The sequence below is a fragment of the Bacillus sp. B4EP4a genome (assembly GCF_006680105.1).
GTDB lineage: Bacteria > Bacillota > Bacilli > Bacillales > DSM-1321 > Peribacillus > Peribacillus simplex_E.
Genome location: NZ_VHIK01000068.1, coordinates 1 through 24,097 on the forward strand (window position 1 = coordinate 1; position 24,097 = coordinate 24,097).

Consider the following 24,097-nt stretch of genomic DNA (forward strand, 5'->3'; position numbering starts at 1 on the left):
TCATTCTGGTCGTTTAATAATGTTCCGTCTAAATCTATCGCAATGAAACTCATGCTATATAGCTCCTTTTCTCATTCAATCTATAAAATTCTCTTTCTAGCTTTTTTACCTGCTATCAATAAAAATCTAATCAAAAAAGAGAGTACTCCCTCTTCCATCTCGATATGTCCTTTTATGCGCTATGCTTGAATCCAATTGATTTCCTCTAATTTTGAATGATTTCTCCATTCCTCTGGAAATGGTTGCTCGCAGACAATCACATCGACTTTTTCTAGAGGACAAACTTTATTAAAATTCCCCAGTTCTCTTGTAAATCCAAGCTATCCTCACCAGCAGAAACTAATTGTAAAATTTCAGGACGAATGGCGACTTCATTCTTTCAGGGTTAACGAACTTGGATCCTTAAAACTGGAGCAGCCTCCTCTTTAGTAGCTCCACAAGCAGCTAATCCTAGTACACTCACTTCTAACATCACAGCTTGAATAGACTTGTAACAATTCTTCTTGAATGTGTAATTCATACAAAGTGCCCCATTTAATGTGGAATTTTTAATGTTTATTACTGTTTATTACGGTTCAATCGTAATCATTCAATATAAACCCCACATTAATCCAATGTTAAGATTTTGTAAATCAGGTCTTAATTTGTCCAATTCACCTGCTCTTATTTTCATTATCAACTAGAAAAAAGCCTCAACAGCTGACTGTAAAGAGGGGAAAGTAAAGGCAAATCTATTAAAGATAAAATGAAAAGTTTTTTATTCAAACATATCACTCTTTTCAGTTCGTCATTAAACAAAGCTCCTGGTTAGCTAAATAACACTTATGCAAAAAACTCTCTTGAAACAAGAGAGACAGACTGTAGACAAACTCGATGAAAATCGAGTTTGTCTACAGTTTTTTTGAGGGTTTTAAAAATTCGAACGTTGATTTCCACTCCAGGCACTCGCTTTCCGAGGGCGGTCCGGGAGCCTCCTCGGCGCCTTTGCGCCTGTGGGGTCTCCCTTGGACGCGCTTTTCCCGCAGGAGTCTCGCACCTTCCGTTTCAATCAACTTTGTTTTAACAATTAGATACAACCGATTTTGCCTACAGTCTTTTTTGTTTTAAAATATTAACAGATTAGCCCTTCTCATTTAAGAGAAGGGCTTTTACGATTTGATAGACGCAGAAAGTTTATTTGTCTACATTTATTTTTTGTTCATCTGATTTTTGGATGATTTCTTTTAGTTCTCCTGTATCACCTTTAGCATTAATAATTTCAAAGATCTCATTTAAGCCATCTTAGGTTTTTTCATCTTCCGTTTTCACTAAATCCCTCCTAATTGTGGTTATCTTTTAAGGTCTCCCAAATTAATAAAAACCCCCCCTCCAAATAGGAGAGGGGGTAAACGAGCTTATTGAGTTGCCTGGGCTTGGGGAATACATCCCGATATACATCTAGATAGGGCATGAAGGTTTACTACCTTATACAATTATCATCAAAAGTATTTTCAAGGGGTGGAGGCCAGTTATGCTAACCTGATGGGTCGGTGCCCTTTTGTTGAAGAAACCTGGTACTCCGTACATATCTTCTAAAAAAGAGGTCTTATCAACTTTTCTTAACTCTGCTCTTCTTATTTTATAAAAAAGAAAGGGAGGTATGCTCTGCATTCCTTCCCCTCTTTTCTTGCTATTGCTTTGGCTCCAGTCCGATCAGGCGCAGGAAGTATTCCAGACCTTTTTTTCCAATTTTTTCTTTCGGCTGTTTATCGGCAGGCGCATCCGGTCCCTTCGTTAAGAAATTTTTCTCAACGAAGCGAATGTCTGTCTCGTTCACCTCTCCGTCTTGATTGATATCTTGCGGCACGATGGATGAATCCTTCGTACCATATGCATCAACGACACTCTGGATATCGAGGATATCAATCATTTTGTCACCATTCACATCCCCTGCAAGACTTCTCTGACCAATTCTTAAAAATTGCCCTCGTAGCTCTCCATTTGCATCATGATATCCAGGAATGAATTTCTTCATCACTTTAAGATGCCCCGGAACATCGAAAACAGCTGTATATACTTGATCGGAAGCAGGAATATCATTGACTGTGAATTTTCCACTCTTATCAATTGTTCCTGGATATTTTTTACCACTTCTAGAGAGAGCGTATACTTGTGCTCCTATTTTTGAATAATCCCATTTTTTCAAAAATTCTGATCCTGATTCACCTATCAAAAATGCTTCCGGTAAGATGGATCCCAGCAACTGTGTATGTGTAGGAATTATTTTAAGATCTTCAGTGCCGTAAAAAGGAATAGCAGTGTCTGCTGTTTGTCCGAATTTCTTATAAGACCCCTTCTTTACCTCAAATCCAGGAATTTCATCGTAAACTTCATCATTCGATACTTTAAACGTTACATCGAGGAACGGCATATCTCCATCCAGTCCTCTGAATGCTTTTCCAGTAATAGAAGCACCGATTTTCAAACTATTATTGAATGTACCTTCCGTCACAACAGGTTTATCTAGTGATACCTGTAAGCCTTTTTCCTTTGCATATTGTTTGACTGCCTTGTTCAGCTTCACGTTCGAAAACTTGAAGAAGTCTTTGTAGTACTCTACATTAAATTCTCCCGAGACAAGCTGTTTCACATTATTAAGGCTGAGTGTCATCGTAAAGCTATCGTCGACTTTTAACTCTTTCTTGTTATAACTGGAAGTCGTATATTCCGTTCCTTCTTTCATGAAGTAATACTTTTGGTAACCAACTGCCGTTGCAGTATCCCACGTTCTCAACCACAATCTCATAGGTTGTTTTGCAATATCACTTTCCTCAATTCCTAACTTCACATCTCCATTCGCTTGAATCGGGAAGAACCCAGCCATATATCCAGAGGCACCTGTATAGTAAGCCATAGTGTTGGACGATTGATCGATGTCCAACCCTTTAGATTGTAATAGATCCACTGTCTCATCCTTAGCTGTTCCATGCAGCCACACCGCTTTTTGGCCATCTTCTACTGTAAACATAGAATCATTGATTTCGATTACACCCGATTTTATATCCATGTTGACTTCTGGTGCTGTATTGTCCACGATAAGTGGATTGTCTACCACATATGATTTCCCATCCTCATCGTGTGCAATCAGTTCCAGTATATAGTCGCCTGCTGGAAGCTTTATAGGAACATCACTGATTGGCTGGGACGGATCATTTGTAAATGGTAAGACCGTACCGCTGAACGCACCCGTAAGAAACACTTCTCTATCTATTGGAAAGTTAGTGTTCGCTGTCCCTATGAACCCTACAGCTTCTCCTGTTTTACCGTCTTTTACAAGCACATCCATGGTTGTCATTGGGCTGTTCAACTTCATGATGAAATGGATCTGTTTGTCATTAAGTTCCCAGAAAGGTGTTGTATTTGTCACGGATGGTCTAGTCGCTTTGACATAATCAAATCCTTTTTCCGTCGCCATAACAGCAAATGGAATTTGATAGGATTCGGCTGGATTGTTCGCGTTGGTCACATGAATATACCCTTCATATCTTCCTGCCGCAGCGCTGGTTGGAATCGTTATTTTTGGCTGGATCTCCTGTACTTGGCCGCCTCCCACTGTAATCGATGAAGGCACCGCCACTTTTACACCGTTCTTCACGGCATCTTGAATTCCTTTACGCTCACCGTGATACTCCACTTCTAGTTCAAAAGATTTCTCTTCCTGGCTGTTGTTTTGAACCTTCACCTTTTTGCTTGCTTCAATTGGTTCATTACCTTTTTTATAATATCTGCCGAATACGATGGAGCCTGTTTGTTCGTCAATTTCTACGAGGTTTCCATTTTCGATATTTTTTGTCTTATCCCATACTTTGATGGATGTGTCTGTATGAACCGCTTGATAGGCATCGATTCGTCCTGCACCCACTTCGTATACAGAATTATTCCCTTTTAAATCATCCGATGTATTCATGAGTGCCGCTTTTACATCGAAAGGAGTGTATTCCGGATTCTCCTGCAAAATCAATGCTGCTGCGCCTGCCACGTGTGGTGTAGCCATCGATGTACCCGACATGCGCACATAGGCATTCCCGTAATTAATGCCGTCCTGCGGATCGTTGATGAATTCCGGTGTCGTAGAGAATATCGACACACCTGGAGCGACTACATCCGGCTTTATATCATAATTTCCATTTACCGGTCCGCGTGAACTGAAATCTGCTAAATGATCGCCTTCCGTTTTTGTGTTATTTAACGTTTCAAATGTGAAAGAACCTTCGCCCAGCCCCTTTAATCGCTCACCATCCGCTTTTGACAGGCGGAAAGAAGGAATTAACCCGACAGCCTCACCCAAGTAGGCAGGTATTTGCCCTTCGACATTGTTATACACAATCACTGATTTAGCCCCAGCGTTTTTGGCGTTTTTGATTTTTTCATCAAACGCAATTTCCCCGCGCTGAATCAACGCAATTTTCCCGCTGACATCTTTCCCCCCAAAATCAGTTGCTTTACCAAGTCCCGCAAATACAATTGGTAAGGATTTTCCTTGCAATTCTTCTAATCTATCAGAAAAATCTTTGCCTAGCAGCTGCATATTTTCAAATTTCTCGGCGGAAGCGCTTCCATTAAATGCAGGAATGGACATGGAGGCATCGCTTGCACCTACTGATATGCCAAAAGCCGCTGTTCCCGGAGAACCAAGAGTTTTCTCGTTCGGTCCGGCGTTACCTGCAGCAACGACGGTCACCAGGCCTGAAAGCATGGCGTTATTTACTGCGACAGAAGTGGCGTATAAAGGATCGTTAGTCTGCGCGCCAAGCGACATATTGATGACGTCCATGCCATCTTCAATCGCTTTATCGATTCCAGCAAGGATTCCTTGTGTATTTCCCCCTCCCCAAGGTCCCAATACTCTATACGCATATAAATCTACTTCAGGTGCTACCCCTTTCACAGCATAATCCACATTGTTTTTCTTTTGGGCTGCAATCGTCCCTGCGACATGTGACCCGTGGTTTGTGTAATACACATAGCCTGGTTCTTCCGGCTTGCCAGCATTTATCCAATCCTCGTAGGTCGTTTCCATTGGATCGGCATCATTATCTACAAAATCATATCCGCCTTTATAAGCTTCTTTTAAGTCAGGATGATTGTAGTCAATACCTGTATCAAGAACACCGACTTTTATTCCCTTACCGGTAATGTTCTCGGCATGCAGCTTGTCCACGCCAATTTGCGGAATACTGTCTGCCATTTTCGGCTCAATGGCTTCTTTCGTTTTTACCGGCGGTTCCACTTTTACCTCGTAATCTTTAAAAATACGTTTAACTACTCCAGATTGCAGCAAATCCTTAACTGCCACACCAGGAAGTGTCATCGCTACGCCGTTGATGGCGTTTTTATACTCTCTTGTGATCTTTACATCTTCCACTTTGTAATTAGTCACGTTTTTCTGTGATTTAAATGATTGCACATGCTGTTTAAAATCTTTATGAGCTTTTTCCGCTTTCTCATTCGCATCTGCAGAAGATAGTTTCTTTCCTTTCGCCGCTTGTTTCATCACTTCTATTTTGGCTGGCGCCTGTTCAAATTCGACGATGACTTTGACTAATTCTGGACTATTTGCATTAATATCCGGAGAAATCGTAAAGTTTGGATTGGCATCTAATTGCTCTAACGCCTTTCTTTGTTCTGCAGACAGGCTCGCTAAGATCTCTTCCGCATTTTCAACTGGATTCAACTCAAACGGGCTTTTCGCCAATACATTATACGGAGCGCCTTGAGATAATAACATGCCAACAGCTAGCGTTCCTGTAAGAATCTTACTGATTTTTTTCCTCTTCATACCGCATCCCCTTATCCTATATAATTACTATTTTCTCTCTAAACATTTGTTCTTCATAAACAATTCATTTAAAGATGAATTCATATATCTAGTAAACTAAGATTCAATATATCATCCCATATTTCTACTTTTCTGAAAATTAATCATAAGAAGTAATTTTTCATCTATTGGTTCTAGATCAATATATAACTAAAGAACTATTCCAGATCTGTTATTAAAGAAAAATAATAAAGGTACTGAACAGTTCTTTTAACCTTTTAAGTAATTATGATTTATGAAAATGGAACAAGTTGATTTCGAACGGCATAAATGACTGCCTGTGAACGGCTTTTCACATTCAGCTTTTTGAAAATCTTATTGATGTGAATTTTGACGGTCTTATCACTGATAAATAAGGCTTCAGCGATTTCTTTGTTACTAAGACCTTTGGCCAACTCAAACAGTATTTCTTTTTCACGCTTAGTCAAAATATTTTCGTTTGGCTCTGATTTCGTTTGCTGGTGATGATACGTTATCAGCTTTTTGGTCATGCGAGGATGAATAACCGAATCCCCTTGTGACACCATTCGAATCGCTGCTACCACTTGTTCGGATGACGAATCCTTCAATAAATAGCCATCTGCACCAGCCCGAAGTGCTTCCATTAAGTATTCATTATCTTCAAACATCGTCAATACAAGAACGCGGCAATTCGGATACTGACTTTTCACGAGGGACGTGACCTCAATGCCATTTTTTCCAGGGAGATTGATGTCCATCAAAATACAATCAGGTCGATACTCCTCTACTTTCTTCAACACCTCTTCCCCGGACACGGCTTCTCCCACGACTCGGATGTCTGATTCGAGATCCAATATACTCCGAATTCCATCACGCAAGACCGTATGATCATCTACTAATAATATTTGAATCATGATACTCCTCCCTTGTTTCTGAATCTGGAATGAACAATGTAATTTCTGTACCTTTTCCTGTGGAACTATCAATCTGAAGGGTAGCACCCAGCCGTTCAGCTTGTTCATTCATATGTAAAATGCCATAATGTGGCTCATGCTTTGTTTTAATCATGGATTCAAAAAGGGAAAAGCCAACCCCGTTGTCCTTCACTTTTAAAAGCACATGTTCACGTTGATAGCTTAGAAGAATGTCAACTTCGTCCGCTTTTGCATGTTTTACAATATTCTGCAAGCTTTCCTGTAAAGTATCGAAGATGGCTCGTTCTATTGTAAAACTGAGTGTTCGAGAACGGCCCCTTTCATGATATTTAATCGCTAGATTATTTTCTTGTTTTATCGATTGAATTTTATTTGCAATCGCTTGTTTTAACCCTAGCCTTTGGGTAGGATATGGCTTTAAAGCATAGATAGAATAGCGAACTTCCCCTAAACTCTTCCGTAATTTTTTTATACTTTTGTCTACCACTTGCTCCATGTTTCCTGATTGATCTGCGGACTGCCTCAGAGCTGATTCCAGCTGAAATATGACCCCGGCTAATACTTGTGCAATTCCATCGTGAATTTCCCGGGCAAGCCGATTTCTTTCTTCCAGAATCATTCGTTTTTCTTGTTCGGCGACGAGGGACCGTGTTTTCAGCAAGCTGCCCAATTGATTGGCAAACGTAGATAAAGACTGTATATCTTCGGTAATAAAACTCGCCCTCCTGCTTTTACCTGCAACAAACATCCCTACCAATTCATGATTTACTATAAGAGGCAGGTAGACAAGGGAACGCATGACATCTTCAAACACTTCATCCCCTGGGGCCATACCTGTTTTCCAATCAGTAACAACAAAGGTTTCAGATATTTCTTCAAAATTCGGATGGATATCAGAAGAACTTGAAATATTGGAATGTACTTTTCCATCCTTTAATAAAAGCTGCCATTCCCCCTCATCTTTAGCCCATAAAGCATATGCTTGTATTCCCAAGAATCCTTTAAGTGATTGTTTCATTTGATCTAAGTTTCCGGCAGACAGCCCGTGACTTAACTCCGTCGTAATGGTAAAAAGGTTATATAATCGTTCTTTTTCAATCCGTATTTGCCTCATGAAGGAGCTGATGGTGCAGATTGCTACAAGTGGGAAAAAGAAGAACAGAACGGTAATTCCATCCAACTCTCCTCGATATCGATGTTCTAAGATATAAATAAGGGAGGCGTAACATAAACAAAAACTTGCGCTCAAAAATAAAAATATATTTTTCTTGTGCCACTGTTCTAGTGGATATTGCTGAGGCAGAATCACCATTAAAAGATCATATAAAAGGGTGTTGAAAAGGCAAAAAAATACGGTAAATAAAAGCAAGCTTATTAATTCTTCATATAAAACTGGCAGGTTCATCTCCGTAATAAAAAAAGAAATACATTCGTTGGAAAACCATTCTGCCAAAGTGATACTAAAAGCAAATTGAGTGCAATTAAATAGTGTTCTTTGTATTGGTAAGCGGCGAAGGGTATGTGTAAAAACCATCACACATACACAAGCAACAACCGTTATATGTATACCAAACTCCCAATTCATTGGATAAATAAGCGTAAGACTGAGTGTAATACCTCCTCTTCCAATACGGATAGGAAAATACTCAATAATCCCCATAAACACAGCTAACAACAAAACGATTATGAATTCAGAAGGCATTTCACTTTTAAATATGGAATTGATTACAGCAATCATACCAAGAATAGAAATAGAATAAAGATAAAAACTCGCTATTTGTTCCCTCCTAGTGATAGAATCTATCTTTTTCAAAACGGCACCTTCCTTTATTTGCAAGAATCATTGTCTATCATTATCTAACAAAAAACCGGCACTGGCAAAATGGCAAAATACCCACTAGCCAATCACCGGCTGTGCCATTACCCTAAATGGCAAGACACAATACTAGTATACTATTAGATTCTTTATTTGCCTGCTCATCAAATGTTGTAAATGTCATGGTCTTTTGTTGTAGATTATATAGTACAAAAAGTGTAAGTAATCTAAACTTCATCCCCAATAAAAGACGTTGAAGAAAAAGAACCAAAGGATAAATTTTTGGAATTAAGTGAATTAAAGATGGAACTGATGCTTTTTGTCGGCAGAGAGATTGATTTCAAAAGTAATTAAAAAACCTTAACCCAATAAAATACAGGGCTAAGGCTACTTAAAATCCTATTCAATTACTGTCTATTTACAGTAGTAATCCATAAAATGGTTCTTCGTTTGATTATAGAAACTAGCTTAGGATTATTTTAATCCTAACTGATTTAACACAGTATCTAATGTAGAACCTTTATACGAAGTTTTCGCTTTAGGTGCATTCGGAACTGTACTATTTTGTAATCCATAGTTTTTAATAAGAAGATCCATATCCTTTTTATCAACAACTCCATCGAAGTTCAAATCTGCTCCTGATTTATTTGTTCCCCAATATGTTTGTAGATATAATGCATCCATTATATCAATTACATTATCTTTATTTGCATCCCCAGCTTTAGGTTGAGTGGAAAAAACTCTTTCCTTTCCGATTAACTCTCCACGAACGTCATCAGATAGCACAAACGACTTATACATCGTAAAATGACCTGGTGCATCTACTTTTAGTGTATAAGCATTTTTATCAGCTTTCATTCCATCTAAAATGTAGTTTCCATTTTTTACTGGATCAGCCTCAAAAACAGTTTTACCATCATATGACGTTACAGTTACTTTTGCACCAATTTTGGAATTATCAAACGCGAAATTCTGTTGGCCTGTTAAAGGATCCATCGTTCCTTCTAAATTCAAGTTACCTTTTATCCTTGAATATTTTTCTTTCATATTAACAATATCCATATAAGTATATACATTATTTGTTACTGCATTTGATTGATCAATTGTAGTTCCAGTCATTTCCATGTTAAACCAGTTGACAGAGAAACTTGACTTTGGCGAATGATGTTTAGCTGTATTTAAATCGAAATTAACTAATTGCATATCTTTTGGTAATGCTTTTTTTCCTAAATAGTTAAAAGTAATTGTATAAGTCGTAAGGTGATCATCAGATGTTGATGTTACAGATACTTGTGCATCCCCATATTTCTTAACTGCATCACTAACAACAACATTATTAATTGTAGCTAAGTCACCATTGTCTTTTAATACTGGAATTGTAATCTTTGATGTTTTTAGGTTTTTAATATTATTCGAACGAATAGAATAATTTATAGTATCTCCGGTTGAAGCGACTTGTTTATTTGCTTTTAAGTAATAGTAAGGGTAAGTATTAGAAACAAAAGCTACCCTTAGCATATCCGTAGGACCTGAAGTAAAGTTTCTTGCAGCATCATAACCATAAAACTGAACTTTTAAAGGTGTAGACCTTTTTTTCACTAGTATTTGATCGTTGTAATTTCCATTTTTATCAGTGTTAATTGCTGGACTTGAATATGCACTATCGTAAAATGAAACCACTGCATTGCTTGTTTGATCAATTGGAATTCCAAGACGATTAGCATCAGCCACTTCAGGATCATTTACATTAATATTGAAATCATATAAATATTCTCCATTTGAATCGAATTGACTATCTTTATATTCAATAACTTTTTGATCTAACGAATCAAAACTTGAAGTCATTGTTGGTTTGCCTTTTTCGAAGATGAAATCCGCTACTTTCGTAAATACTTTCCCCTGATCATTTGTTCCAACCATTTTTAATTTATAGTTACCGGTTTTTGCATAAACATAATCACTGTTAATCGGATTTTTCGGATCACCTGTAAACGGATAGTAAATCCCAGTGAATCCAATAGGAATACCATAAACTTGGTTTTCATTCAAAATTCGAGGATCAAAAGACCCTAGGAAACCAATATCTTGACCGGTTGAATCTTGTAATACTACATCTAAAGTCTTCATAAAGGACTTTAATGAGAATTGAAAACCAAGGAATGGCATGGCTTTTTCTGGCCAACGTGTATCACCAGAATACATTTGATCTCGTAATGTAAGGGTATCAATCCCTTCATTAATAACACGCCCGCCAAATGGAATTTGATACGTTTCAGTTGGATCTGCATTATTTGTAAAGACGATATATCCCTCATATGTTCCTTTTTCGGCTGTTTTCGGAATGTTTAAGTCAAATTTAATTGATTTTTGACTAATTCCGTTTAATTTAACTGAAGTTGGACCTGTTAAGGTCACTCCATTTTGAGCTGCATCTTTGGAACCTCTTAATCCTGTTTGGAATTTAACATTTACACTAAATGTTTTTGCTTTTTCACTTCTATTTTTCAATGTAATCTTACGTGAATCATGAATATCTTGGTCATCAAATCCATATGAACCAAAACTGATTCCACCCGTTAATTCTTTGATTAACTTTTGTTTTCCATTGATATTTGTAGGCGTTTTATCGACTACTTCAAATTCGACATTAGAATGAAGTGCTTCGTATGCATCAACACGACCACTACCGATTTCAAATACACTATAAGCTTTTGAAAGTGGATCAGCCGTATTCATTAAAATTGATTTAATGTCTGCAGGCTCAAGATCCTTATTCGATTGTAATAATAATGCTGAAACACCTGCCACATAAGGGGTTGCCATTGAAGTTCCTGATAAACGCTGATATGCATATTTATAATCTTCCGGTTTTGTTCCATCTACTGTTTTATCGTTTACGTAAAATGGGACGGTTGAAAGAATCGAAACACCTGGTCCAGTTACTTCCGGTTTAATGTCATAATTCATTCGAGAAGGACCTCTAGAACTAAATGTTGCTAACTCATCGGATGCTGTTTGTATCTTAGTAAAATCGCCAAATGTGAAATCAGTTTTACCCGTTTTTAATGCTTCCAAGATCGTTAATCCTTCTTCATTTGAAACAGAGAATGAAGGAATCGCATTAACTGATTCACCTAAAAAAGACTGAATTGCACCCTCGGCCTTGTTTGCTTCATCATTATACATGATAACGCCCGCAGCACCTTGTGCCTTGGCTTCCGCAATTTTAGAGTCCAATGTATAAACTCCGCGGCTCATGAGTACAAATTTCCCTTTTACGTCTTTTCCTGTATAGTTATCTCCGAGCCCCACATCAACAAGTTGGAGCGTTTTTCCTTTTAATGTAGACAAATCATCTTTATAGTTTTTTGCTAATTGTCTTAAATTGTAATTTTTCCCATTATGTGCACCTGCATATTGATAAATATCAATTGCAACAGATGATGCACCAATAGATAACGCTAAGGCTGCAGCACCTGGTGAACCTAGCGTATAATTTTTATCGCCACTATTCCCCGCTGCAACAACGGTTGTTACTCCACTTAATACTGCATTGTTTACAGCAATTGAAGTTGCATATAATGGATCATTAAGTGAATTACCTAGTGACATATTAATAACATCCATATCATCCTTCACAGCTCGATCGACAGCTGCAATTATGTCATCAGCTTGTCCGCTGCCATATGGTCCAAGCACACGGTAAGCATAAATATCTGCTTCTGGTGCTGCTCCAACTGTTGTATACTCTGTATCCTTCGCTACTCCACGGCTTCCAATAATCCCAGCAACATGTGTACCATGATTAGTATAATAAGCCGACGATCCATTCTTTTCTGGCTTACCTGATTGTTTCCAATCAGCATAGGTCGTTTCCATCGGATTACTATCGTCATCTACAAAATCATATCCACCTTTATAAGCATCCTTTAAATCTGGATGGTTATAATCAATACCTGTATCTAGAATACCGACCTTAATTCCTTTACCGGTATAGCCTTCTGCATGTAACCGGTTTAATCCATCATAAGGAGTATAATTTGCGATATTGAATTCATCTGCTTTTAATTGATCATTATCTTTTCCTTGAACAGGCGGATCAATCGTAAACGTTTCGTTACTCCAAACGGATTTGACAGCTTTTGATTTTAATAGACTTTTAATTTTGTTAGCAGGTAAACTCATTGAAACACCATTAAATGCATGTTTATATGAGCGATTAATCTTATAATTTACTTTTTTACTATTTTTATCAGCTAATACTTGTCCTAAATCTTTTTGAAATATTTCATGATCTTGATCGACTAAATTTGATGCTTCAGAATCTGATAGTTGTTGGCCTTCTGATGCCGCTTCAATCTTAGCAACTTTTGCAGGTTTATTTGCAAACTCGACAATTACATGGGTTTTTTCCGTTGTCGTTAAATCAATATCAGAAGAAATTTGAAGACCTGTCTCTTCTTTTGTTGAAAGTTGGTTAAGAGCTTCTCTTTGTTCTGGTGTTAAATTAGCAAGTAAACTATCAACATTCGTATTACCAGCTGCTTTGGTAACATTTGATACATGTCCAAGTGAACCTAAAATAAAACTAGATGATAGAGCAAATACAGCTAAGATTTTTACGACCTTACTTTTGTTGTTTGCTTTTTTTCTCCTTTTCTTCATTAAACCTCTCCCCCTCCTAACTAAATAGTAGATTAATATATTTGTAAAAATGTGAAGGTTTCCTGCTGATGACTTAACTTCACATTTAATACGCTGATCTGTCTTTCAACATCAGGTTATTAAAATTTTTCAACTAATCTAGTATTAATTAGTAGTTTATTCAATATTCAGAAATATAACCTAATTAACCCTTATCATCCCATATTTCTCCTTTTCTGAAAATTAAACATAGGATGTATCTCTTGCTGTTATTGGTTCTATACCTACATAAAACAAAAGTACTATACCAAGAGTGGCATAATAAGGGACAGGACATTTTTTATAAGTGATTTTTAAATAAGAAAACGGAACAAGTTGATTTCGAACAGCATAAATGACTGCCTGTGAACGGCTTTTTACATTCAGCTTTTTGTAAATCTTATTGATGTGAATTTTGACGGTCTTGTCACTGATTAATAAAGCTTCAGCAATTTCTTTGTTGCTAAGACCTTTGACCAACTCAAACAGTATACAGGGTACAGTTTATATAGGTCTGCCTTTAAAACAAAAAAAACACCTTGTGTTATTCAATTATCTGGCCCGTTAGCTGAACAAAGTTAAACAAGCATACATTTTATATTTGTTCCAAAACTCGTGTTATTTTGCACATCCAACTTTAAAAACCCAGCTACCTTCACATGAGAAGATTAGCTGGGTTTCTTAATTATTTACATCTAATTATTTATAGAACTATTCGGATCCGCCTAGTAAAAAAGCGACTGCTCATTGTTCAGCAATCGCGCTCTTTAATTGAATAACTAATAAGTTTTTTATTAGCTAGTATTGGAAAGTTTTGTTTATTAATCCTCATCAATCTCATCTTCAAATGCAGAATTCAATACAATAAATTCTTTTAAGTTAGAAGCTAATTCTTTACAGCTTTTGATGCAAGGACGCTAATCTCCGCAGCCGATGCCCAGCCGTTAACACCCGCCGTTGCTTCGAGCTTGACATATGATGCATCTGTCGAGTCAAAAATTGCTTCTTTCTCCACATTGTTATTAGCCCAACTTCCGCTTGCAACCTTGGTAAAGGTCACTCCATCCGTACTTACATATACATTATAGCTTGTTATATTTCCGTTTAGCCCCGATTGCCTTGGTAAATACATGACTTTATTGACTTTGTAAGCTCCTCCAAGGTTTAAAGTAATCGATTGAGGGAGAACATCAGATTTATCCCACTTTGTATGCCACAGCGTTTCTGGGTTTCCGTCAATCGCCATGGATGCAGCACTATTTTCACCACTTGTTTCCTGACTTGTCGCCGTTGCCGTCATTTGTGACTGAGGGATCTTATTAACAGTTACTTTAATGCTTGTTGTCAAAGGCACGTTATTTGGATTTGCTACCCCAGTTGGCAAAGTTACAGCTCCATTTACAGTGAAGGTCTGTACAGTCGTTACAGCAGGATCATATTTTGAAGCATCTACATCCCATGTCACTTTGGCATCGCCACCACCACCATCGGTAACCAAGGACACTGTCTTTGGCAATCCAAGGGCGTCTGCTGTCTTCGCCGCTCCGATTGCCACCCCTGTTTTGTCAGCAGGTGCAGTGATGCTCTCTAAATTAACACCTTGAGGCGTAATGTCAATGTCCTGCGACGAACGGTTATACATGGAATCCGCAGCGAATACTCGGAGGGTATATGGAGTAATCGGCGACAAACCTGTAATCTTGTATTCCCTGTGTTCATCGAATGGCTTGTCTAGCGGCAGCGAAAGACTGTTAAACGATTTGTCAACTTCCCCGGTAAGCTTGTTGATAAGCTGAACATTGTATTCCAACACACGCACATTGTCATTGGCTTGCTTCATTGTAAAAGTAAGTTCGTTGTTTTTGAAGGAATTGATCGTAATACCCTCATCAAACTGCGGAGCGATGAGTTCTCTTGTATCGCTTTTGCTATACGTAAAGGCATCTTTGCCTTCGCCAACGTAGACTACAGAAGGTATGCCTACAAATTCTTCTGTGCTTAAATTATAATGTTTGATGATAACTTTTGTACCATAAACCTCTATGAAATTCGAGATGCGAGGTGTGGTATTATAATTGATATATGCACCTTCAATATATCCGCCGGACGGACCGCCATCAATATAACTAGAATAACTCGTCGAACCAGCATCGAAATACGATGCCGCACCTTGATAGAGTGAACGTTCGTCGGTCGGATCGTAATGCGTATGACCTGACAGATAGACTACCTGCGACAAATTATTGTCAGCAATATATTTACCTACATTATTACTTGCCGAGGTGCTCCATCCCGATCCCCAATTGGTTCCGCTGATAGGGAAGTGAGAAGATACAAATATCGGTTTGGTTGGATCGTAATCCGGTTCTTTTGTAATTTGGTCAAGGAAATTTTTGGCTTTTCCAGACGTGTTGTTGTTGTCATAATTTCCGTCAAAAACCACAAGATTATATCCTTTTATCTTGACCCGATAAGCATCGTTAAAGAAATTGTTATCGTACGATTTCGTAGATTCGTTCCACGCGCCCGCCGAACCGACAGGAATTAATTTTTCGGCGCCGCCCATATCATGGTTGCCTCTTACCAAATAAAGCGCGATATTGTCAAATAAACCTTCATCTTTAAGTTTATTGTGGACTTTTGTCAGCTCATTCATCCACAGATATTCGATCGCATTGTTACCGCCGGTAACGTCGCCAGGAATCAACATTACGTCAGCCTGCGAAAATATTTTCAGGCTTTTTCTGAAATCATCTTCCACGCGCGCGATTGCAGCAGGATTACCACTGATTTCCGTGTCGCTGTTCACAATCATATTTAAATCGGCGGGCGTTGCTGTTTTATTACTTTTTTGATAGATGAAGATGGCATTGGTTAGTTCACGTTCGTAATAATTGATCGTTTCCTGTGTAAATAATTTTTCTTTTTGCGTTGTTGCAACAGTAGTTGCCTTATTCAAAACCTTTTTCAAATAATCAAAATCGGATTCGCTGAAGCCGTTGCCGAGACCGCCTGCTTTGATTGCATTTGCTTCTGATATTGTGTCGTTAAGTGCAGTCAAATCTACTTTGTTTACAGCGTAACTATTATAATTCGCTTGAACTACATCACTGCTTAATACGCCTTTCCAAACATTCAGATCAGCTATATCGAATGAATTACCGCCGAGGTTGCCCAATCCGTCGACACCTATTTTTAATGGGTTCGATGTATCTAAAGTTCCGAGTTTCAGCGTAGTTTCAGCCATTTCGTAACCATCAATATACAACGACGCGAGCATTTTATTTCTGTCTACAACATATGTCACGTAACGCCAATCGGAAGCATTAAACGTATTGCGCCCAAAGGAAATGTTCTTTTCTTTTGCGGTCGGGAATCCTAAATTCATGTTGACCGAATTGGCTGATGTGTAAATCGCCCAGCCTGCGTTAGAGCCGTTACTAAAATCCTTGTTTGATAATATGACCTGATTTTTGTTCGTGTCGCCCTTATACCAGAAGGATAGAGTAAAACTGTCATTACCCAAATTCAAGCTATGCTTCGTACCGACATAATTGCCGTTTCCGCTGTCTAAGTGCAGAGCTTTGGTCCCAGGTAATACACCGTCTACAAAACTATAATTTCCTTTCCCTTCCAAGTTCTCTTGATTTGCATCGTCCTTTAAATTATTGTCAAATTTCATCGATGCAATAAGGTGGTTGGCATTTAATACTGCGTTCGTGGGCAATGAAGTTGAAGTTTTACTGGCACCATTTCGCTTTGAAACTACAACGCGCAATTTTTTTCCAATATCATTTAACGTTACGGTGTAGCTTTTGGATGTACCACCCGATTTCACATTAATATATTTATCGCTTATACGTGATTCCTGTACTTGCCATTGAAATGTTAGATTTTTGTCCTTTGAACCTTTACCCTTGATCACACTGGCGGTGATCGTTTGACCGTAAACCGGCTGCATATTGTTGATTTTGACAATTTTGTCGTTCGACTTGTTTGTAAGTGCGTCTGCGGTGGTCGATAACATAACGAATATCATCGTGAATACGAGGGTAATAGATAAAATTCTTTTCATTACAGAAAACCTCCATATTTTTAGTATTTTAAGAGCCTGTTCAAAAATCTCGTAAAATTATGTAAAAAAATAAAAACGCACCGTAGCGAAACTTTGGTGCGGAACTCATTGATTATATTGATTATATCGATCATATCGACGACTCCATTGTGCTGGAGAAGGTCGCCCCGCTTTACAAGGATGGCGGGCATCCTCCCATCGATCGGGATGAGAGGAGATTTTTCGTCACGGAAATCCCCCTTTCGTTTCTAATATTGGAACCTTGATTTTCTCCTTCTGCTGCTCTCATTAAACAAAAATGGTGCTTTTTGAATAGGCTCTTTTTGTATTGTAATGTAAAAATATTATATTTATATTTTCTCAGAGTAAATTTATAGTAAATCTGGCAGGCAACTATCTTTAAATATAGAATAAGGTAAATGTCTACCTACATTATAAAATGCCTCCTACGGCACCACTCCCGTATAGTATTTATAAATAATGTATGAAAATTTCAACTTATATAAAATAATGAGATTATAGATAAAAGTACCTAGTATATTCAAGGAAAACTTAATAGTTCATCAACCAAATATTTTATTTAAGGGGTACCGCCACATGCCCATCAAGCTAAGCTTATGTAAAATCAATTTCAGGTGAGAAGATTCCTATTTTCTAAAGACTAATTGTATATTATTTAAAGAATTGCATACGAAATAAACCCTAACGGGTTTTGTTTTTTTAAATTAAGCTGCATGATTATGAGACATGGAATAATTGTATACGACGCCTAAAATATCAAAGATTGTTTTCTTATCATACCTATGGGATTTTCGCCCGCTTTGCTGTAGGAGGTTGAACAAGCGAATTAGAATCTTTGATAGCTCTTGGGTGTCTTTCTGTATAGCTTGGAATAGAAGAAGAAAATAATCTTTAATCATATATATGGCTTTATATTCACTAAGCTCTCGTTTTTTCTTCATGAGGAGTAATTGCCGCATTTGAAACATGGTAGAAGAACAGAATAGAATGGCAATCAGTTGCCCATACAAATGGCTTTCCAATCGTTCTCTTTTTATCTTTTTACAATGATGAATATGAAAGAATGATTTCCCTATTGAGGCTGCCAAACGACTTGGAAACGAAGAGATAGTCGATTTGTTGAGTACGAATATGTGAGAATAGAAATTTCATCTCCTATTTACAAATCTATAAAAGTAGATATAATTGTTGTTATGGAACCTTCATTAATTTATAAAGCATTATCAAATGATACTAGACGTCAAATCTTATTATGGCTAAAGAATCCAGAAAAGTTTTTTGACGAAAAGCCTTATTTAGAACAAGGAATTAGTTTTCAAGTTGGAGTATGTGTAGGAGATATCCAGCTCAAAACTGGCTTAGCCCAATCTGTTGTTTCTAATTATTTATTAACTATGAAAAATGCAGGATTATTAGAATCCGAACGCATTGGGAAATGGACGTATTATCGGCGAAATGAAAAAAAAATACAAGAATTTTCCAATTATGTCCAAAACAAATTATAAAGAGAAACTTGAATCAGTGGGAGTTTTCTTCACCCTCACTGATTCTTAGTCTTCTCGAATTCTGCTTTTACAGGAAGCCGGTTCTCCACCTCACCATTTTGCGAAAGGAACCTTACTGCTCGTTCATGCAAGACAAATAGAAAGGAGGATTTTTTTAAAGATTTCATATCTAATTATATAGATATCTGTTATTGTATGTTTGAATAAACAAGAGAACAATGACATTTTTAGTGATATCCCCTTGCAACAATACCCAACTATTTTTTACGTTAATGAATTGGATCCCTATAAATTTTAAGCATTTATGTATACATACTTTTAAAATCAATATAAGAATGGAGAATTTTATAAATGAAAAAAGTAAACCATCTACTTATTATTATGCTAGCAGTAGGTGTATTTGGAATTATTACAACAGAGATGAGTATTGTCGGCGTATTACCACAAATCACTCAAAAATTTGGAATTTCAACTGCACAAGCCGGATTATTAGTAAGTATATTTGCTCTAGTTGTTGCGATTTCTGGACCATTTTTAATACTGCTCGTATCTGGGATTAATCGTAAAATACTTTTATTAACAGCAATATCTATTTTTGCTATCTCTAATATGATTTACGCTTATACAACACAATTTGAAATTATGCTCATTTTTCGTATTCTACCAGCAGCACTTCACCCACTCTTCTTTTCAATCGCTCTTGTAACTGCTGCTAAACTTGTCCCTCCAGAAAATAGCGGTCAAGCAGTTACAAAAGTTTTTACGGGAATTACTGTTGGATTTGCTTTAGGTGTACCATTGACTTCTTACCTTGCAGAACAGTTTTCATTAGAAATTGCGTTCCTATTTGGAGCATTTGTAAATGCTCTCGCATTTATCGGAATATTGATTTTGCTTCCTTCCATGCCCGTTGAAGAAAAAATGTCTTTTGGCAAGCAAATTCGTATATTGCGTAAATCAGCATTATGGTTAAATATCGCAACTGTTACCTTTCTTTTTGCAGCCATGTTTTCAGTTTACAGTTACTTTGCCGAGTACCTTGCAAAAGTAACAGACATGAATAGCTCTCTCATCAGTATCATGCTATTCATATTTGGTGTCACTATGATTTTAGGTAATCATTTATTTGGAGTTTTTCTGCAAAAAAGTATAGTAAATACCGTAATATTTTTCCCAATTTTATATTCAGTCGTTTATTTATTGGTTTATTATTTAGGGTCTTATCTTGTTCCAATGATTTTTATGGTATTCATTTGGGGAATCGTACATTCCGGCGGTTTAATTGTTGGTCAAACATGGTTAATAAGTGAGGCAAAAGAAGCTCCGGAATTTGGCAATAGCTTATTCGTCTCGTTTTCCAACCTTGGAATTGCTTTAGGAACCTCTATTGGCGGCTCGTTCATTTCTCAATTAGGCATTCACCAGCTTATCTGGAGCGGATTCACATTTACACTGCTTTCGTTTTTATTGATCATCATAAAACTAAAATTTTTCAACTCTAGTAACAAAGCATCGTTATCAAGCTAACATAATCTTATATTCATACGATCATGTAGCTTTGAAATAAAGTTTGATTTAATTAACGCTTTCAATTTTGATATAAGTTCAAATATAAAGAGCATGTTTAGAGATAAAAGATTGATCAAAACATGCTCTTATTTAATATTATTTTTTAATCCTGCGAATTAGCGAGTATTCGTGAGCATTATCTAATAAACTGAGGGAGTTTATTAAGATTAATCCTTTTTTCGGCAAGCTATCTTCAATTAAACATCAGTTCATGTGAACTGAATCATTTCGCAACAATGCTTTTTATCTCTAGTAGTCCTACAAGATATCGCCAAACAAGTTGGTTTTGTACAGCGATCTAGTTAGTATCAAGCAAACGAACTCATTTCCCTGTTCAATCACCTAGTAGCATTAGGATTTGAATTCTTCAAAGTGAAAAAAAGAAAACTAAATATTATACTAACAAAAGTTGATTATTCCATAACTTAGATAAATCAAAAAGGATCTTAAACATATAAAACCAATACATTATAAACACAATGCTTCAACATTTCTTTTCTATAATTATAGTTGTATACATATTTTAGATTGGAGATGGAGAACATGAACAAAAAATTATTAGCAGGTGCCGGGGTAGCGTTTACGTTGTTATTCAGTCCACTAAGTCAAGCTTTTGCAGCAGAAACAATAGGAGACTTAAGAAAGGTTGATAATGTTGCCCATCGTGGTGCATCGGCATATGCACCTGAAAATACGATTGCTGCTTATGATAAAGCAGTAAAAATGAAGGCAGATTATATTGAAATTGATGTTCAAAGAAGCAAGGATGGAGAATTAGTACTTATCCATGATACGACAGTTGATCGTACAACGGATGGATCTGGAAAAGTTGGTGATTTCACGTTTGAAGAACTAAGAAGCCTAGATGCAGGCAGCTGGAAAGGTGAGCAATTTGCTGGTGAACAAATCCCAACATTTGATGAGATTCTTGATCGTTACCACGGGAAAATTGGAATATTAGTAGAATTAAAGGCTCCAGAGCTATATCCTGGGATTGAAGAAAGTGTAGCTGAAGAATTAAAAGAACGAAATCTTGATAAACCACAAAATGAAAAAATCATTCTACAATCATTTAACCATGAATCAATGGAAAAAATGAATGATCTCGTTCCTAAAGTTCCAATCGGTGTGTTAACATCTTCAAGAGCTGACACAACAGAACAAGCCTTACAGGAATTTTCAACATATGCTGACTATTTTAATCCAAGTTATGGAATTGTTACTAAAGAATTAGTGAATCAAGTTCACTCTCTTGATATGAAAATTGGATCATGGACAGTACGTAGTCAAGAGGCAGCAGATTTCCTATTAGATATGAGAGTTGACGCAATTATTACGGATTATCCAGATTATGTGGATCCAAGAAACTAATATTTTTGTATAATTATTAGAAAAAGGTCGATTTCTACAGGAGATTGATCTTTTTTTGGGGTTGAAACCTTCTTAACGTTGGAAATCCCCATTTTCCGGACGTCAATTATGGAATGTATGACCCTATTTATTTGAATCGAATAGGTAATTATAAGTCTAAATGTAGTTAATTTCGTTGTAGAGCGTTTCTCAGCATCACATTATTTTAAAAAGTAGTGTTTTTGTCTGGTAAAAGGTATGTTTTCACTTTCAGTTAGGTTTGCGATCAGCTTTTATTTTAAACTTTAGAGATCCCAAAATATATATTTGGGCGGCAGCACTACAGACTGATCAGAAAGGAAAAACACCTTTCTGTCATTCTGTACGTGTCGCTTTTTTTCTGTATAGATTTCGAATTCACCATAATAACTATTATGAAGAAGCAGATGCTATTTTTTCTTTAAATGCCTTCATTTTTTCTGTCGTGTCATTAGTTAACTGCTTTATTTTTTCCACATCTGATTGATCCTTTTTTATTTCATCGATGAGTGGATAAAGACTTTCTTCGATGTTTTTATAATCTACAGGGTGCTGTTCCTCTACTTGTTTTTCTATTGAATCCCAACTTTCTTCAAGGTCTTTGCCTGTTGTTTGGATTTGCTCGGTATTTTCAGACTCTGTTTCTATATTGGCCTTTAGTTCCAGCAGTGAAATGATCACTTCTTCGCTACCGCTTGAAAGAAAATCTGGCATGTCTTCACTTGTTGCTGTTGCTTCTTCCACAGTCTGCTTTTCTGGTTGTTCACTGTCTGCTCCGTCTTCTGTAATTTCTGTTTGCTCTTCATTGGCTTTTTCATCGTTAACATTAGAGCTGCAGCCAGCTGTCATTAAAAGCATAAAAATCATCACCACTAAAAAACAACTAAATTTTTTCATTTTAATCCACCTCTGGAAATACTATTTTTATCTTTCATCTGTTCAAAAAAATGAATGGTTTTTGGTGTTCAAGTTTTCTAACTTAAACAACTTTTTTGCTACTTATCAGCGTTCCTGATTCTTTATTTTTGCAAAAGACATTATTTACGCCTTGACCATTTATATCACCGGCCTGCTTATCTTTCACAAAGTAATAAGTGGATGCCCTTTGTACGTTGTTTGCTTTTGTCCGTCATCTCCTATGATTGTTTTAAACTCTTTTTTGTCCAACCATTTAGAGGAGATGATGTTATCTGCATGGAAAGGCGGCTAAATTTCACTACCTTGACCTTTGCAATTACTGACGCTTGAATCACTTTTTGTGAAATAATAAAGTGTCATTCCTTTTTGGTCTATTAAATACTTTCCCACTTCGTCTGATTTAGCATTTTAAGCTTGTACTTTTTTGACTAATCCTGAATTATAGTGAAGGAGAAGGTTTTAACATTTCTTCACCTTGTGAAATTATGTTCTAGATGTTCTTGATAAATGTTCCCTTAAATCCAGATGAACAGGAGAATCGAATGCCTGTCAATATGCTGCAGGTTTCCCAACCACCTCCCTTTAATAATTTTTAGTCGGGGTTTTGCTCCCTTCACTATATATAAACGTATAGAGGAGAATATTGGTTTGATTATTTTTTTAAAATTTACGATTCATGTGTAGATTGAACCCTTAAATTGAATAATGGCCCCATTTTAATTACGATTTTGATATGTTGATAGACACTTTCAGGATTTAGAATAAGGAAAAACTGACCCCAACTACGTTGTGGTACTAGGCAAAGCCTAGTGTTTTTATGGATACACGGAAAATCCAGCCCCTTTTTGGCCAATTATTAGACCTAATGGTTCTTGCACCAGAATCGAACTAACCGGTGCGTTAGTTCTATAAGGATCACTAAAAATAATCAAACTATTTTATAAAAACCGTATACTAAATCACTAGAAAAGAATCCATTTTGATAATTTTTTTTCAAAATGGATACTTTTTATTTACGCTAATATGGGGGTACAGGAGGAACTTTTGATCAATCCCTACAGTTGATTCTTTTACGTGCAAAATAGCACTTAAAATAAGTGCAAATTATCTCCTAAAGTTACAGCTCTTCGAAATCGGTGTCAGTACTATTAAGTTATGACACTGTTTGTGGTTATTGTCTGTTAAAACAGGTACATATCAAATTCATAAAATGAAAGTACTATTATTTTAATTAGGAACTGAAATTTTCGTTTACTAATCAAATAAAAATACCACCTTATTTTGTATCTTGATAAAATAAGGTGGTATTTTTTTAACTTTTTTCTGGCCCGTAGATAAAGAGTGAAGCCTCTTTAATAATTTGCTGTA

At 36.8% G+C, this 24,097-nt stretch carries 10 protein-coding genes and 3 pseudogenes; 3 read left to right on the forward strand and 10 right to left on the reverse strand.

Features of this window, described 5'->3' with window-relative positions; all coding sequences use genetic code 11:
- Positions 1-1,669: 1,669 nt before the first annotated feature.
- The 7 genes and pseudogenes from FNK51_RS25135 to FNK51_RS25165 form a co-directional block, all read right to left on the reverse strand.
- Positions 1,670-5,818 carry a S8 family serine peptidase gene (locus FNK51_RS25135; protein WP_141995090.1) on the reverse strand — a complete coding sequence of 1,383 codons (4,149 nt, stop codon included), beginning with the start codon at positions 5,816-5,818 and terminating at the stop codon, positions 1,670-1,672.
- Between the two features lie 272 nt (positions 5,819-6,090).
- The gene (locus FNK51_RS25140) at positions 6,091-6,732 is read right to left on the reverse strand and encodes a response regulator (protein WP_098373780.1); all 642 of its coding nucleotides are present in this window, start codon (positions 6,730-6,732) and stop codon (positions 6,091-6,093) included.
- Positions 6,707-8,566, reverse strand: coding sequence for a GAF domain-containing sensor histidine kinase (locus FNK51_RS25145; protein ID WP_141995091.1), 1,860 nt, complete (start codon positions 8,564-8,566; stop codon positions 6,707-6,709). The genes FNK51_RS25140 and FNK51_RS25145 overlap by 26 nt, the downstream gene beginning before the upstream one ends.
- A 477-nt stretch (positions 8,567-9,043) precedes the next feature.
- Positions 9,044-13,234, reverse strand: a complete 4,191-nt coding sequence (locus tag FNK51_RS25150; protein WP_141995092.1) for a S8 family serine peptidase — start codon at positions 13,232-13,234, stop codon at positions 9,044-9,046.
- Positions 13,235-13,579: 345 nt separating this feature from the next.
- Positions 13,580-13,744 (reverse strand): annotated as a pseudogene (locus FNK51_RS25155) (response regulator transcription factor); the annotation flags it as partial.
- A 394-nt stretch (positions 13,745-14,138) separates the two neighbouring features.
- Complete coding sequence (locus FNK51_RS25160) at positions 14,139-17,327, reverse strand: discoidin domain-containing protein (RefSeq protein WP_141995093.1); 3,189 nt, start codon at positions 17,325-17,327, stop codon at positions 14,139-14,141.
- A 725-nt stretch (positions 17,328-18,052) separates the two neighbouring features.
- A pseudogene (locus tag FNK51_RS25165) lies at positions 18,053-18,418 on the reverse strand (IS4 family transposase); the annotation flags it as partial.
- A gap of 123 nt (positions 18,419-18,541) precedes the next feature.
- Here FNK51_RS25165 and FNK51_RS25170 point away from each other — a divergent pair.
- The 3 genes from FNK51_RS25170 to FNK51_RS25180 all read left to right on the forward strand — a co-directional run bounded on the left by FNK51_RS25170 (position 18,542) and on the right by FNK51_RS25180 (position 21,793).
- Positions 18,542-18,853: an ArsR/SmtB family transcription factor gene (locus FNK51_RS25170; protein ID WP_098373782.1), complete on the forward strand. Its 312-nt coding sequence runs from the start codon at positions 18,542-18,544 to the stop codon at positions 18,851-18,853.
- 351 nt (positions 18,854-19,204) lie between these two features.
- Positions 19,205-20,380: an MFS transporter gene (locus tag FNK51_RS25175; protein ID WP_141995094.1), complete on the forward strand. Its 1,176-nt coding sequence runs from the start codon at positions 19,205-19,207 to the stop codon at positions 20,378-20,380.
- Between the two features lie 585 nt (positions 20,381-20,965).
- Positions 20,966-21,793 carry a glycerophosphodiester phosphodiesterase gene (locus tag FNK51_RS25180; RefSeq protein ID WP_141995095.1) on the forward strand — a complete coding sequence of 276 codons (828 nt, stop codon included), beginning with the start codon at positions 20,966-20,968 and terminating at the stop codon, positions 21,791-21,793.
- A gap of 411 nt (positions 21,794-22,204) precedes the next feature.
- Here FNK51_RS25180 and FNK51_RS25185 read toward each other — a convergent pair whose 3' ends face one another.
- From FNK51_RS25185 to FNK51_RS27665, 3 genes and pseudogenes are all read right to left on the reverse strand, one after another.
- A complete protein-coding gene (locus tag FNK51_RS25185) occupies positions 22,205-22,708 on the reverse strand; it encodes a hypothetical protein (protein ID WP_141995096.1) in 504 nt (167 codons plus the stop codon).
- Positions 22,709-22,790: 82 nt separating this feature from the next.
- A pseudogene (locus tag FNK51_RS27660) lies at positions 22,791-22,907 on the reverse strand (hypothetical protein); the annotation flags it as partial.
- Between the two features lie 110 nt (positions 22,908-23,017).
- Entirely contained in the window at positions 23,018-23,119 is a 102-nt protein-coding gene (locus FNK51_RS27665) for a COG4315 family predicted lipoprotein (RefSeq protein WP_141995098.1), read from the reverse strand.
- Between the last annotated feature and the right edge of the window lie 978 nt (positions 23,120-24,097).

What these genes read in the sequence shown, in the direction of transcription:
- FNK51_RS25135 (WP_141995090.1), bottom strand. Translation starts at nt 5,818, where the DNA reads ATGAAGAGGAAAAAAATCAGTAAGATTCTTACAGGAACGCTAGCTGTT.
- FNK51_RS25140 (WP_098373780.1), bottom strand. Translation starts at nt 6,732, where the DNA reads ATGATTCAAATATTATTAGTAGATGATCATACGGTCTTGCGTGATGGA.
- FNK51_RS25150 (WP_141995092.1), bottom strand. Translation starts at nt 13,234, where the DNA reads ATGAAGAAAAGGAGAAAAAAAGCAAACAACAAAAGTAAGGTCGTAAAA.
- FNK51_RS25160 (WP_141995093.1), bottom strand. Translation starts at nt 17,327, where the DNA reads ATGAAAAGAATTTTATCTATTACCCTCGTATTCACGATGATATTCGTT.
- FNK51_RS25170 (WP_098373782.1), top strand. Translation starts at nt 18,542, where the DNA reads ATGGAACCTTCATTAATTTATAAAGCATTATCAAATGATACTAGACGT.
- FNK51_RS25175 (WP_141995094.1), top strand. Translation starts at nt 19,205, where the DNA reads ATGAAAAAAGTAAACCATCTACTTATTATTATGCTAGCAGTAGGTGTA.
- FNK51_RS25180 (WP_141995095.1), top strand. Translation starts at nt 20,966, where the DNA reads ATGAACAAAAAATTATTAGCAGGTGCCGGGGTAGCGTTTACGTTGTTA.
- FNK51_RS25185 (WP_141995096.1), bottom strand. Translation starts at nt 22,708, where the DNA reads ATGAAAAAATTTAGTTGTTTTTTAGTGGTGATGATTTTTATGCTTTTA.